Annotated in this window: 13 protein-coding genes; 7 read left to right on the top strand and 6 right to left on the bottom strand. The window is 61.8% G+C overall.

Features of this window, described 5'->3' with window-relative positions:
* Positions 1-30: 30 nt before the first annotated feature.
* From IB262_RS27635 to IB262_RS27610, 6 genes are all read right to left on the bottom strand, one after another.
* On the bottom strand, positions 31-1,068 hold the full coding sequence (locus tag IB262_RS27635) for a Gfo/Idh/MocA family oxidoreductase (RefSeq protein ID WP_112975105.1): 1,038 nt from the start codon (positions 1,066-1,068) through the stop codon (positions 31-33).
* Positions 1,069-1,258: 190 nt separating this feature from the next.
* Positions 1,259-1,603, bottom strand: a complete 345-nt coding sequence (locus tag IB262_RS27630) for a metalloregulator ArsR/SmtB family transcription factor (RefSeq protein WP_034788940.1) — start codon at positions 1,601-1,603, stop codon at positions 1,259-1,261.
* 119 nt (positions 1,604-1,722) lie between these two features.
* Entirely contained in the window at positions 1,723-2,466 is a 744-nt protein-coding gene (locus IB262_RS27625; protein WP_060518950.1) for a HugZ family protein, read from the bottom strand.
* Between the two features lie 93 nt (positions 2,467-2,559).
* A complete protein-coding gene (gene choV, locus IB262_RS27620) occupies positions 2,560-3,609 on the bottom strand; it encodes a choline ABC transporter ATP-binding protein (RefSeq protein WP_034788932.1) in 1,050 nt (349 codons plus the stop codon).
* Positions 3,606-4,451: a choline ABC transporter permease subunit gene (choW, locus tag IB262_RS27615; RefSeq protein ID WP_034788930.1), complete on the bottom strand. Its 846-nt coding sequence runs from the start codon at positions 4,449-4,451 to the stop codon at positions 3,606-3,608. The genes choV and choW overlap by 4 nt, the downstream gene beginning before the upstream one ends.
* 82 nt (positions 4,452-4,533) lie before the next feature.
* On the bottom strand, positions 4,534-5,490 hold the full coding sequence (locus IB262_RS27610) for a choline ABC transporter substrate-binding protein (RefSeq protein ID WP_034788927.1): 957 nt from the start codon (positions 5,488-5,490) through the stop codon (positions 4,534-4,536).
* Positions 5,491-5,739: 249 nt separating this feature from the next.
* Here IB262_RS27610 and IB262_RS27605 point away from each other — a divergent pair, with 249 nt between their 5' ends.
* From IB262_RS27605 to IB262_RS27575, 7 genes are all read left to right on the top strand, one after another.
* Positions 5,740-6,327, top strand: coding sequence for a thymidine kinase (locus IB262_RS27605; protein ID WP_192494003.1), 588 nt, complete (start codon positions 5,740-5,742; stop codon positions 6,325-6,327).
* Between the two features lie 77 nt (positions 6,328-6,404).
* Complete coding sequence (locus tag IB262_RS27600; RefSeq protein WP_090298540.1) at positions 6,405-6,806, top strand: cytochrome c family protein; 402 nt, start codon at positions 6,405-6,407, stop codon at positions 6,804-6,806.
* A 221-nt stretch (positions 6,807-7,027) separates the two neighbouring features.
* Positions 7,028-8,116: a hypothetical protein gene (locus IB262_RS27595; RefSeq protein WP_060606673.1), complete on the top strand. Its 1,089-nt coding sequence runs from the start codon at positions 7,028-7,030 to the stop codon at positions 8,114-8,116.
* 58 nt (positions 8,117-8,174) lie between these two features.
* On the top strand, positions 8,175-9,323 hold the full coding sequence (locus IB262_RS27590; RefSeq protein WP_060581714.1) for a hypothetical protein: 1,149 nt from the start codon (positions 8,175-8,177) through the stop codon (positions 9,321-9,323).
* Positions 9,324-9,325: 2 nt separating this feature from the next.
* Positions 9,326-11,242 (top strand): AAA family ATPase, encoded by a 1,917-nt coding sequence (locus tag IB262_RS27585; RefSeq protein WP_112975102.1) that lies wholly within the window; start codon positions 9,326-9,328, stop codon positions 11,240-11,242.
* A gap of 15 nt (positions 11,243-11,257) precedes the next feature.
* On the top strand, positions 11,258-12,547 hold the full coding sequence (locus tag IB262_RS27580) for a DUF6638 family protein (RefSeq protein WP_060581717.1): 1,290 nt from the start codon (positions 11,258-11,260) through the stop codon (positions 12,545-12,547).
* Between the two features lie 3 nt (positions 12,548-12,550).
* Positions 12,551-13,777 (top strand): DUF2333 family protein, encoded by a 1,227-nt coding sequence (locus IB262_RS27575; protein ID WP_034788906.1) that lies wholly within the window; start codon positions 12,551-12,553, stop codon positions 13,775-13,777.
* Positions 13,778-13,840: the final 63 nt, after the last annotated feature.

Genomic DNA, 13,840 nt, shown 5'->3' with positions numbered 1-13,840 from the left:
CCACGTTTTGCGTCCCGTTTCGAGGTAGAACTAGCCTGCCTCAGGTGTCCTTGAGCGGACCGTCTCGATGATTTCCAGGGCCTTTATGCTGGCCGATAGCGGCATCGACGGATGTTCGCTGCGGCCCTCGAGAATCGCCGCGCTTGCTGCCTCGATCTCGAATTGCAGGCCGCTCCCCGGGAAGTGATGATCGTGGCGGGTAAGGCCGGGCAGCGGGATATGCCGGGCCAGCCGGTAGGCCGTTTTTCCGTTGAAAGCCAGTAGCTTGCGCGCCGCGCCGCCGGTGGAAACGAAGAGGCGGCTTGCCTTCAGAAACGGTGTGTCGATGACCAGCGTGCCGCGCTCGCCCTCAATAACGAAGCGATTGTGCCCGTTTCGATCGAAGCCGCAGCCCAGTTCAGCGTCAAAGCCGTCATAGGCCAGCTTGATCTTGGCTGAACTGTCGACGCCGGTCGGCGCGCGCTTCCATGTGCCATCGACGGACCCGGGGTGCCCGAACAGATTGAGGCAAAGGGCGATCGGATAAATGCCGAGGTCGAGCATCGACCCGCCGCCGAGCGCCGGATCGAAGAACCGGCTGCCGGCATCGAACGGTTTCTCATAGGCGAGGTCCGCCCGGACATGGCGGATCGCGCCGAGCGTTCCGGCCGTGAGCAGTTCGCGAACCCTGGAAATCGCCGGAAGGAAACAGGTCCACAACGCTTCCATGGCGAAGGTGCTGCCGGCGGCAGCGGCGTTTGCAAGCGTGCGCGCGTCGGCCGACGACGTCGTCAGCGGCTTTTCGACGAGCACGGCTTTGCCGGTGGCCAAGGCGAGGGTGGCCTGTTGAAGGTGCTCAGCATTGGGTGAGGCGACGTAGATCGCGTCGATATCGGGAGAGGCCGCCAGTGCCTCGATGCCCTGATAGCCGCGGATGCCGCCGAAACGCCCAGCGAAGCTCTCGGCCTTCTGCGCGCTGCGGGACGAGACGGCGACGAGGCTCGCATGGGTTGCGAAGCGGAAGTCCGAGGCAAGACTGTTTGCGATCGTGCCGGTTCCGGCGATGCCCCAGCGGACCTTGTCACGCATATCCCGATGTCCGCTTTCCGGCTGATTCTGTCGCGGCGCATCGTGCCCCGGAAGTCTCAAGGCTCGGTAAATGCCAGCAAGCGCCGGCACCTTTCGCGTGCAAACTGGGAAGACTATCCGCCAAAGAATAAGCCCCGCGCGATTTCTCGTGTGGGGCTGTTCGAACGGGTCCGCAGATGCGGACCGAATATCAGGCCGATTTACGGACCGGAGTCTTTTCTGCAGTGGCGCTCTGGTCGTCACCGTAGATTTGATTGAGCGTGCCTAGAATCCGCATGACCGCGTCGGATGAGCTCGAATAGTAAATCGTCTGCGCATCGCGACGGGTGCTGACGAGATTCTGAGCACGGAGCTTAGAAAGATGCTGGGAGAGAGCCGACTGGCTCAGCCCAACCTTGTTGGCCAATGCGCCGACTGCCATCTCTTCCTTCACGAGGGAATCGAGGATGAGGAGGCGCTTAGGATTTGCCATGGCCGAGAGGAAACCGGCTGCTACCTCGGCTTCATCGTGTTTTTCAGGCGAAAGTGGCTGCATTGCGTGCTCCATGCGAAAATTACATCACACGTAGTTATGGTTGACGAAGCAAGATAATTAGTCGTGATGCATAAAAGGGCAACCACCTACTGCAAGAAATGGGGGTAGCTCTCCAGCGATTAACCGTTAAGTTCACGCAAAATTGCCCGTAAATTGGAACTATCTTCGATAGGTGTCGGGAACTCAAGGCGTTTTAGCTGATCGCCATCTGCAAGATCGAGCCCCGCGGCGTCGATACCCACGACTTTCCAGTTGCCTTCCGGTGCCTTGCAGAGCTTCACCGCATAGCGCTGAACTGCGTCAGAATGATCCGTATTCATGTGATCGATCGCGTTCGCCTCCATCGCGGCGAGCGAGGCGATGGCAGGCGTGTCGATCAGAAGGTCTTCGGCGGTCAAAACATAGGCGCGGCCGAAGCCGCCGTTGAGACTGGCACGCAGCGGCGACAGCCGGAAGAAGCCGAAATCGGGAAAATCGACGTAGAGTTTCGACTTGGGGTGGCGGCGGACGAATCGCTCGCGGATGCGGATATGTGCTTCGCTGTCGCGCGCAACCTGTTCGGCGGTGCATTGCACGGTCAGGCGAGGATGGGCGAGGGGGTCGCCCTTGCCAGGCTCGCCGGTCAGGAGCGAGGCCCTGGCGTCGGCCAGCAGCGCCTGCGTGTGTGTCGACAGTTTCGAGATCAGGATGACAGGCACCCCGTCGACATCCATGCCGACGAGCACGCGGCTGACGAAGGGGAAGCCGCCGCTCTCCGGCTCGATCGCCGCAAGCGATGCGCTGCGCGCGCCCCGCAGAAGCGTGCGGGCCAGCGTGCGGGCTTCGTTATCGGTGTCGCGCAGAACGTTCGGCTTGTCGCTCATGGTCTTTCCCTTTTCCTGCCATGCGGTCGTTGCCGGGACGAAAAAAGCCCGGAACGACGCTCCGGGCTTTTATTGGCTTGTTGAGCGGCTTCGTCAACTTTTGTTGCGGTGGCGCGTCAGTCCCTGGACGATATCCTGGGCGTCGATCGTACCGACCACGGAACCGTTGTCGACGACCCCGATGCTGCCCGGCTGGCGGGACATGGCGTCGAGGATGTCGACGAGCGGTGTCGTGGGCTTGGCCGTCGCGGTCACGCCGGCAACAGTCACTCCGCGCTGGACGCCGGTCTGCATCACGTCTTTCGCCGTCAGCATGGTGATCGGGTTCATGTGCTGGACGAAATCGGCGACATACTGGTTGGCCGGGTTCTTGACGATATCTTGCGGCGTGCCGCACTGGATGATGCGCCCGCCCTCCATGATGGCGATGCGGTTGCCGATGCGGAAGGCCTCGTCGAGATCGTGGCTGACGAAGATGATGGTCTTCTTCAGCCGCCGCTGGAACTCCAGCAACTCGTCCTGCAGGCGGGTGCGGATCAAGGGGTCGAGGGCCGAGAACGGCTCGTCCATCAACAGGATCGGTGCACCGGTCGCAAAGGCGCGGGCAAGCCCGACGCGCTGCTGCATGCCGCCTGAAAGCTCGTTGACCTTGCGACCCGCCCATTTCGAGAGATTGACGAGTTCGAGCTGTTCGCCGACGCGCGCCTTGCGTTCGGCGTCCGGCATGCCGGCAAGCTCAAGCCCGAAGCCGACATTGTCGGCGACGGTGCGCCAGGGCAGAAGCGCGAACTGCTGAAACACCATCGAGACCGTGTGCATGCGGAAGTCGCGCAGCGACTTCGGATTGGTTCGATAGGGATTGAGCGCACCATTTGCGGTCTTCACCTCGACGTCGCCCCGCACGACCGGGGCAAGGCCGTTGACCGCGCGAAGCAGCGTCGACTTGCCGGAGCCCGAAAGCCCCATCAGCACGAGGATCTCGCCCTCGGTGATTTCGAGCGAGGCGCCGGCGACGCCGAGCACGAGGCCGGTTTCGGCGCCGATCTCGTCGCGGGTCTTGCCCTGGTCGACCATCTGCAGCGCGACTTGAGGGTTGTTGCCGAAGATGATGTCGACATTCTTGAAAACGACGGCGTTGGTCATGCGCCTTCTCCTTCGTCGGACGAGCGGAAAAGGCGGTCGAGAATGATCGCCAGGATGACGATGCAAAGGCCAGCTTCGAAGCCCTTGGCGATGTTGACCGTGTTCAAGGCTCTCACGACCGGAACGCCGAGGCCGCTGGCGCCGACGAGCGCGGCGATGACCACCATCGACAGCGACAGCATGATGGTCTGGGTGAGGCCAGCCATGATCTGCGGCATGGCAAAGGGTAGCTCCACCTTGCGCAATACCTGGCCGGGCGTCGCGCCGAAGGCCTGTGCGGCTTCCACCAGCGACGGCGGCGTCGAAATGATGCCGAGGCGCGTCAGCCGGATCGGTGCGGGAATGGCGAAGATCACGGTCGCGATCAGACCCGGAACCATGCCGAGGCCGAAGAGGATCAGCGCCGGGATCAGATAGACGAAGGTCGGGATCGTCTGCATGAGGTCAAGGATCGGCCGCATGACGGCGTAGACCCATGGGCGACGGGCGGCTGCGATGCCGAGCGGCACGCCGACGGCCATGCTCACGGCGGTGGCAGCGAGCACAAGCGCCAGGGTTTCCGTCGTTTCCTTCCAGTAGCCCTGGTTGATAATCAGGAGCAGGCCCAGGCCGGTGAACAGCGTTATGCCGATCGAACGGCGGAACCACCAGGCGAGCCCGGTGATGACGGCGACGACGATCAGCGGGTGCGGGGCATAAAGCACCCAGAGCAGCGAGTCGGCGACGGCCTGAAGGAAGCGGGCGAGCTGGTCGAAGAAGAAATCGAAATTCGTCGTCAGCCAGTCGACGAATGCCTTGGCCCAGCCGCCGATGGGGATGCGGTTATCGGTCAGATATTCCACGAAGGTAATCCGTCTCGTCAGGTCAAAAAGGAGCGCATGACGCGGTGAAAAAAGGCGGGGTCATTCCCCGCCTTGATGCCGATCAGAGGCCGAGCGCGGCCTTGACTGCGGCCAAGCCGTCGCCGCCATCCTTGGCGGTCACGCCGGCGAGCCACGGGTCGACGGCAGTCGGGTTGGCCTTCAGCCATTCCTCGGCCGCCTTGTCCGGCTCCTGGCCGTCGTTCAGGATCTTGCCCATGATCTCGTTTTCCATCTGGAGCGAGAACTTGAGGTTGGTCAAAAGCTTGCCGACGTTGGGGCACTCGGTGGTGTAGCCGGCACGCACATTGGTGAAGACTTCCGCGCCGCCGAAATTGGCGCCGAAGATGTCATCGCCACCCGAAAGGTAGGTCAGCTTGAAGTTGGCGTTCATCGGATGCGGTTCCCAGCCGAGGAAGACGACCGGCGCGCCGTCCTTTTCGGCACGGGCGACCTGCGCCAGCATGCCCTGCTCGGAGGATTCGACCACTTCGAAGCCCTTGAGGCCGAAGGTATCCTTGTCGACCATGTCGATGATCAGGCGGTTGCCGTCATTACCCGGCTCGATGCCGTAGATCTTGCCGTCGAGTTCGGTCTTCTTGGTGGCGATATCCTTGAAGTCCTTGATGCCGAGCTCGGCGCCCTTGGCGTTGGTCGCCAGCGTGTACTTGGCACCGACCAGGTTCGGCCCGAAGGATTCGACCGACTTGTCGTCGAGGAAGGGACGAACATCGTTTTCCTGGGTCGGCATCCAGTTGCCGAGGAAGACGTCGATGTCCTTGTTCTTGAGCGAGGTGTAGGTGACCGGAACCGAGAGAACCTTGATGTCGGTCTGGTAGCCGAGGCCCTTTAGAACGGTGGAAACGGTGGCAGTGGTCGCGGTGATATCCGTCCATCCGACGTCGGAGAAACGGACGGTGCCACAGCTTTCCGGCTCGGCAGCTGCAGCCTGCTGAGCGGTGATGGCGACGACCGAAACGGCGCCTGCCAGTATCAGTTTGAGAGAGAGTCGTTTTTTCATCGTTGTCGTTCCCCTGCCTCGATTATTGTTTTAGCCAAACACCATTGGATAGCGAATTCAAGCGCTTTGATGTCGGAGGAAGTGTATTGCGTCAATATGCTGGCGGGGTGCACGATGCGACGCTCGATGTCGCAATGTCCACGAAATAGTCTAGTCCGCCGAAAAACTGTGGGTGCTGCAAACGGGCTCTGGCCTTCCCGGCCAAGCCTCGTCATTACCCAAAAAACGGAAAAACCGGACGCGGTGACTATGGCCAAACTCTATTTCAGCTATGCGACGATGAATGCGGGCAAGAGCACGATGCTCCTGCAAGCCTCCTACAACTACCAGGAGCGCGGCATGCGCGTGGTGATGCTGATCGCCGCCCATGACGACCGGGGCGGCGTCGGCCGCATTTCCTCGCGCATTGGTCTTGGTGCGGACGCCATTCCCTTTCACGGCGACGACGATCTCTATGGGCTGATCGATCGGTTGCACTCGGATGGCGAAGGCGAGATCGCCTGCATCTTTGTCGACGAGGCGCAGTTCCTCAATGAGGGGCAGGTCTGGGAGCTCGCCCGCGTCGCCGACCGTATCGGCATTCCGGTCATGGCCTATGGTCTGCGTACGGATTTCCAGGGCAAGCTGTTCCCGGGCTCGATGGCGCTGCTGGCGATTGCCGACGAGCTGCGCGAGGTGCGCACCATCTGCCATTGCGGCCGCAAGGCGACGATGGTCGTGCGCCTGGACGGTGAGGGCAAGGTCTTGCGCGAGGGCGCCCAGGTCGAGGTTGGCGGCAACGAGAAATATGTCTCCTATTGCCGGCGCCATTGGGACGACCTGATGCGCTGCGAGTGAGTGCGGCGTCGTGGCGGCTTGAAACCGCCACGCGCGCGATGCCATTCTTCGCCTCTATCGCACGCCAGGGGTCTTCGATGTTGCGTCTCGTCACCAGCCTTTCCATCACGCTCTGTCTTGGCACGCTCTGTCTTGGCGCAACGGTCGCCCATGCCGGCGGCGACGCTACGGCTGGCGCTGCCGTCTTTCGCAAATGCGCGGCCTGTCACACGGCAAGCGAGCCGACAAACCGCGTCGGCCCAAGCCTCATGGGTGTCGTCGGACGTCCGGCCGCATCCGTCGCCGACTACAACTACTCCGATGCAATGAAGGCCTTTGGCGCTGAGGGTCGCGTCTGGGACGAGGCGACGTTGAGCGAATACCTGCTGAGCCCCAAGGCAATGGTCGGTGCCACCAAGATGGCTTTTGCCGGACTGAAGAAGCCGCAGGACATCGCCGACGTGATTGCCTATTTGAAGGCGCCGCCGGCTGCCAAATAGGGACGACGCAAACCCCGGACGGAAAACCGTTTCCCATCTTTCCTGGACCTGCGCGCGGCAATGCCGTCGATATCTCAAGCACTTCGCTGTGGTGGCTGATCAAAAAGCTGCCGGGAAAGGCTTGTTCTCTTTCGGTAAACACCCTTTATATAACTGCAATCGAAGGCTGAATAATTCAGCCGGGCTGGCGGATATCGCCGCGGTGGACCGAGGGGCAGGACATGGCGACTCTTCAGAATTTTGACGCGGAGATCGAAAAGACGAAGGGCGTGGTCGAGCAGATGCGCGGCAAGCTCGAACAATCAGGTGTCGTGCTCGAACAGTTCGCCAAGGCCGAAACCAAGCTCGGCGACGTCAATTTCGACATCGAGAATGCCCGCATCCAGGACGTGATCAACCAGCAAAAGGTGATGGAAGCCAACATCGCCGACCTGATCATCGGCCTCGAAGACGCGACCAATGTCTTCGGCTCCGAATTCGAGAGCATGAAGAACTATACGGGCTACGAGAAGTTCATCGGCATCTTCTCCAAGCAGAAGATGCAGCGCATGCGCACCGACCGCGTGCGCAACATGTCGCTTGCCGGCAACCTGCAGGAACTGCTTTCCAAGTCCGACATGATCGTCGGCATCCTCAAGGAACAGAAGTCGATCCTCGACCAGCGCTACAAGACTTCGGAGCAGAGCCTGATCCAGGTGATCGAGCGCCGCAAGGGCACGATGGCGAACCTCGAAGCGGTGCAGAAGCGCATCGAGGAACTGAACCCGCTGCTGCTCGACATCGAAAACCGCATCGCCGCCTCGACCGAGCAGAAGGTGCGCACCGAGCTCGAAGGCGAGCGCTCCGCGCTTGCGACCGAATATAACGAGAAGCAGGCCAAGGAGCAGGAACTGCTCGCCGAGAGCCAGACGCTCGAGCGCTATACCTCGATGTTCCAGACCTTCGTCGATTCGCTCAACAACCAGATCGCCGCGCAGAACACGCTGATCAACAAGCTGACGATCGATACCGAGCAGCGCATCGTGCTCTACAAGGCGCTGGAAGATTCGCTGAAGACCGCCGCCCAGCAGGACGTCGCGCACAAGATCAACACGCTCGGCAGCCAGGTCGACACGGCCGCCGAGGAGACCATGGCCGGCATCGGTGCCGCCGCGCAACGCCACATCGGCGATCTCCTGGAAATGCATGAAAAGAACATGCTTTCAACGCAGGATATCCAGCGCCGCAAGAAGCTGGCAGACGATGCCTTTGCCCGCCGCTTCCAGGCTGTCATGGACAAGCACAACACTGCCAATTACGTGAAGCAGTGAACGGGCGGCGCATGATCCGAACCGAGTTTGCCTTTCGGCACGCGCCACGGGGATTTGCATGAAGGTCGCGGCTTCATCCGCTGTCGCACAGTATTTCGCGTCGATCCACGCGGCACTCGCCGGGCTTGAGCTCTTTCTCGGCGACCGCAACTCGCCGCTCTATCGCAACACCGTCGTCGGCGAAGTGATCGTTCCCTATCTTGGCCGGCTGAAGGCCTCGATCGACTGCTGGGAGAACCGGATCGGCTTCGTCGACCAGTTCCGGATTTCGCGCGCCGAAAGCGGCTTTCCGGTCTTTCAGAACGTGCTGGAACTGGAGAACGATCGCCAGACGGCGACGAAGCGCCTGGCCGATATTCCATCGGCCGATGCGCTGCGCGACGAGATGGTCGACTTCATCCTGCGCCAGAAGGCGTTTCCGGAAGCGCTGCAGACGCGCATGGCCGAGCGGCTCTATCTGGAGCAGATCGGCAAGGGCGAGATCTTTTCGCCCTTCATCCTGCCGGAGACCATCCGTGTCGCCGTCAATTCCAAGACGATGCGGCCCTATTACATCGTGAGCTGGGGCGCCTTCGACGGGGCCAATACTCTGCCGATGGTCTACATGGCGACGATCGAGGATTCCTCGGAAAAGATCGTCGACATGCTGGTGACCGCTGATGGCAAGCTCAACCCGCAGGTGGAAATTCCTCTGCCGGTTGGCGGCCTGCTCAATCCGGAGCTTGCCAGCCGCTTTGACGATTTTGCGTCCAAGAACAGCAGCTATTCGCTGACACCGGTGACGATCGCCACCAATCTCGACAAGGATTTTGACGAGCTGCATCCGAAGCAGTTGCGCCGCATCGTGCTCGGGCCGTTCTACTCGTCCGGGATCACTGAGAATAATGCGCGCATCAACGACATCCTTTCGAAGGTGCGGAAAACCGAAAATGCCTGGCTCCTGACCTGGACGGTGCAGGAGGTCTTCTCGAAATCGGAGCGGCCGGCCAAGCGCGGCTTCTGGTCGTCGACCCCGGCGCAGGAAGAATTCCACATCGACACCGCAAATCTGGAAGCGACGCGCATGGGGGTTTCTTCCTACGAGAAGCACGCGCTGGTGCCGCACGACGCCTATCAGGCGCTCTATGCCGCCGGCGAGGCGGAACAGGTGTTCGGCGACTACAAGGTCCACGTCATTTCCGGCAACCAGGTCGTGAGCGAGGTTTGACGATGACACTCAATACGGGGCTGACGACGCTGCACGAGGACGACATCGCCAAGCACCAGGCGGTGGCGCAAGGGTTGGTGACGAAGCTCATTATCCTGGAGCGGGAAGATGCCGCCGCCGGAACGTCGCTTGCCGGCACCGGCCGGCGCTTCGTGTCGACAGTTTCGACTGGCGGCCAGCGGCGCACGCGCGAGGTGGAGCTGACGAAGACGATCCAGGCAGTGCGCCAGGGCGACCCGATGTTCTCTCCGGCCCAGCACGCCGTGCTCTACCGGACGCGCCGCGGCATCCAGGTGGCGCTGGCCGTTGCCGATGTCTTTGCCCGCCAGACGAGCCTCGAACAGCTGCAGGCGAAGAACGCCACCTCGCCGCTTGGCGGAGAGGAGGCGAACCAGTTCAAGGCGCTGCTGTCGGCTTCGGCTTACGTCGCGGCCTTCACACTCGCTGCCTATCTCGGCGCGACCCTGGCGGGCGAGGGCGAGCCGGTCGACGATGCTGTCGAGCCCGACTTCCTGTTCGACACGCCGCAGGACGCGCTGAAGAGCCTGATTTCGGCGCTCGATCGCGGTCTTGCCGGGGCCCCCGATGATCTGGCGCTGACCGCCCGGGCGCGGGCCTTCTCGCGGGTGGCGATCGAAGGGCTGATTGCCCGCAAGGCGCGCTTTACCGGGCTGCAGAGCTTCGAGACCGTGCATATCCGGCTCGACCAGGACGATTTTACGCTGAACGGTTTGGACGTCGCACCCGGCCAGAAGCGCAAGCCGCTGGTCATGACCTTCAAGAAGCCCGAGGAGATCATCGGCAACCACATCGCCAAGTATCAGGCGCTGAAGCTTGCCAAGATGCTGATGGCCTACGACTTCGACCGGCAGATGAACCCGTTCGTCGAGCTCGGCGGCTTCCTCTTCACCTTCATCGGCGACGGCATGCCGGGCACCGGCAAGACGATCCTGATCCAGATGCTGGCCGGCATGCTCAACGACTATTGCGAGATCGCCGGCTACGCCTTCCACTACGAGAACTTCGGCGTCGACCAGATCTCCTCCTATCAGGGCAAGTCCGGGCAGAACTGCAAGGACTTCGTCAACAACGTCATCAATCCGCGGGCGATCGGTTTCGGCACGATCGACGATGTCGACCAGGTGGCGGCGAAGCGCTCCGACGATCGAGCCTCTGCCGGCCAGCACGAGGTGACGGCGGTGTTGATGGAGAGCTTTGCCGGCGCCTCTACCGTGGTGCGCGGCAACTGCACCTTCGGCATGTTCTCCAACTACCCGGAGAATGTCGACGACGCGCTGCGCCAGCGCGCTGGCGCCCGCTGGCTGGTCGACGGGCCGCAGACCGAAGACGACTACATCGACATCTTCGCGCTGCTCGTCGGCAAGAACCACAAGATCCCGCTTGGCGAGCACCAGCTTTTCGAGGGGCAGGAGATCAAACGCGCGGTTGCTCAGTCCTATGCTGAGCACGCGCGGCCGAAGGAAGATGGCCTCGTCGCTGTCTGGGAGCGTTACGAGAAGGAGAAGGGCGCGATCGCCTCGCTTGCCGATGTCGGCGCCTATCTGCACATGATCAAGGAGGCCGAGCCGCGCTTTACCGGTCGGGCGATCAAGAACATCACCGACGCGATCAAGCTGAGAGCAATGGACGTGGAACTGCCGGATGACTGGTTCAAGGACGCCGGCTCCTTCATGCACAAGGGCTATGACGAGAAGAAAGCGATGATCGAGGCACTGCGGGGTCCGATCACCATCGACATGGTGCTGCAGGAGATCAACCGCTACGCCGACAGCGAATTCCGCTACACCGACAAGTCGGACGATGCCGCCGTCACCGACATCATCCGCCGCGAGCGCCAGCGCGAAAAGGCGATCCGCGAGATCGAGGCGATGAAACGCGACGGCCGGTGGCAGGGGTGATGCTAGGAATGACCGATGAAACGCCTGCTTGAAGCGGAACTCATCTATGGACGGCTGCTCGATATCTCCGAGCCGCATCTGATCGCGCGCTACAACAAGGCGCTCGAAGGGTTTGGCCTGCGACCGACGGCGCTGACCCAGTTCAGCATCGACATGACCGGCTTTTCGCCGGAGATCGCCGAGGAACTGGGGGATCGTGACTACCTCGATCCGAACCGGGTCAACCGCCGCTTCATCATCATGACGCCGGAGCAGGCGGAGCTGCCGGTCGTGCATACGAGCTTTTCCAACACGGCCGCGCTGATGCACGAGTTCTTCAACGCCAACAGCCGTGCGATCAACGCGATTACCATCAAGGATGCGCTCTATGGCGAGATCGAGGATTCGGTCTCGGTCGTAAACGACATCGACGATCTCTTGTCGATCAACGAGGTGCGGTTCCGGGTGCTTTCGGCCGAGGACATGCTCGGCAAGGCGGCCGAACTGCGTGGTCTCGTCGACCGCTTGAAGAAGGTGCCGACGGCCTGGGCCGACGACGAGATGCTGACGCGCATGGTCGAGCTTGCCAAGCAGACCGGCGATATCCGCCAGAACGCACTGGTGCCGGATCAGCTCGTCTTCCATCACGAAGCCTTCTGGGCCAATCATTTCGGCGGCGTCTATGTCTTTCTCGACGACAAGACGACGACAGTCATCTGCGACCCCTCGGTGCCAGGCTTCCGCCGCTCGCGGCCCTGGCAGGTGAGCTATATCGCCATAAACGATCACGCCCGGATCTACGATTTCCTCGCCTCGACCAAGCGGCTGCAACTGCCGCAGGCCTCCTGGGTCGAGGATTCCGGGCTCTATCAGCACCGCGCAGACATGGTGGTGCGCGGGCTGATCAACGAGAGCGACCCGACGGCCGATCTTGCCAATGCCGACCGGATCTGGCTGCAGACCTGGATGCACCGATATGCCGCCGCGGTCGCAAAAGACGGCGCCTATCCGTTCCTGCAGGAGATGATCCGCACGGTCGCTGCCACCGGCACGATCAGGATGCAGGACGTGGCGCCGGCAAATCGCTTCATGTTGGTGCGCGCAGCACCCACCCATCCGGACCAATGGCTGGTCAACCGGCTGATATCCCAGCTCGTGCCCCGCGATTTCGTCTCGCGCTTCGTCTTCGACAAGCAGGGTTTCTACGACGCCTACGAGCGTTATAGCGAAACCTTCAAGGAGTATGTTGTGGCGACGCTGACCGGCACATATCTGAAAGACAAGGCGGCCTTCCGCCACAAGCTCTATGGGCTCAGAGAGGAATAGGACATGTTCGATCCGATCGTTGCGTTTTTCCAGCGTGTCTTCACCGCGATCGGGCGCGGCATCGGGCTCGTCGTTGCCTGGCTGCTTTGGCCCTTCGTGGCGGCGGGCAACTGGTACCGGCAGCGCAGCTGGCTGCTCAAGGGGCCGATCGGCCTCATCCTCATCGGTCTGGTCCTGTTCTACGGCTACTTCATCTGGCAGACCCAGGCCTGGACGAACTTCAACGAAGACTACATCGACCAGTACAAGCTGGCAGAACGCAAGGTGCCCGCCGGCTCGCCGATGAGCGGCCCCGGTGCGACGTCGACGGGACAATCGACGACCGGCGGCACTGCCAACAACCTTGCGGGTGTCGCAACGCAGCCGATGGAATCGACGCCGGAGGCGCTCGCGGCCGTTCAACTGCCGGCCGGCACCGTGTGCCAGACGTCGGCGATCGTCGATGTCACCGCCGACCTCATCGATTTCAATGTCAACGAGAATGCCTGGATCTCGTCGATGCTGCTCTACAAGGTCGGCCTCTTCGGGCTCGACTGGGACGACACGCCCTGGCTCGACAACAAGGCGTCGTTCCAGCGCGGGGTCAACCAGGCGATCCGCCGTACCTCCGTGGAGCTCGTCGATTCGCTCGGTCGCATGCGCGGCACCTCGGGCATCAACAACGCCCTGCAGAGCGCGCGCGGCAACATGCAGTTCGATGAAGAGACCTGGTACTTCGGGATCAACCCGTTCGGTCCGAAAACTCCGACGCCGAGCTTCTATCGCGCGGCGATGAAGGATCTGAGGTCCTTCAACACCTCGCTCAGCAAGTGTGAGGCGATTTTCGACGGCCGCTCCGATAACCTCGTCGAGTTCCTCGACCGTGTCGCCAACGACCTCGGCAACACCTCGGCGATCCTGCGCGAGCGCTCGGAAAACCACAATGGCGGCTGGTTCGACACGCGTGCGGATGACCGCTTCTGGTTCGCCTATGGCCAGCTCTACGGCTACTACGGCATCCTTTCGGCTGCCGGTGCCGACTTCGACAACGTCGTCGCCCAGCGCGGCCTGTTGCCGATCTGGACGGAAACGATCAAGCAACTGCGGGCAGCACTCCGCATCCAGCCATGGATCATCTCCAATGGCGAGGAAGCCGGCTGGATCATGCCGACGCATCTGGCGACGATGGGCTTCTATACGCTGCGCGTCCGCTCCAACATCGTCGAGATGCGCGACATCCTCGCGCGCTAAGACCGAACGGTAAGGTGGCGCCTGAGTATCCGGGCGCTGCCGATTACTTGAGTTCAAGCGGGA

It is taken from the genome of Ensifer sp. ENS02 (assembly GCF_014851885.1).
GTDB lineage: Bacteria > Pseudomonadota > Alphaproteobacteria > Rhizobiales > Rhizobiaceae > Ensifer > Ensifer adhaerens.
This window is presented reverse-complemented; position numbering and strand designations above follow the sequence as displayed.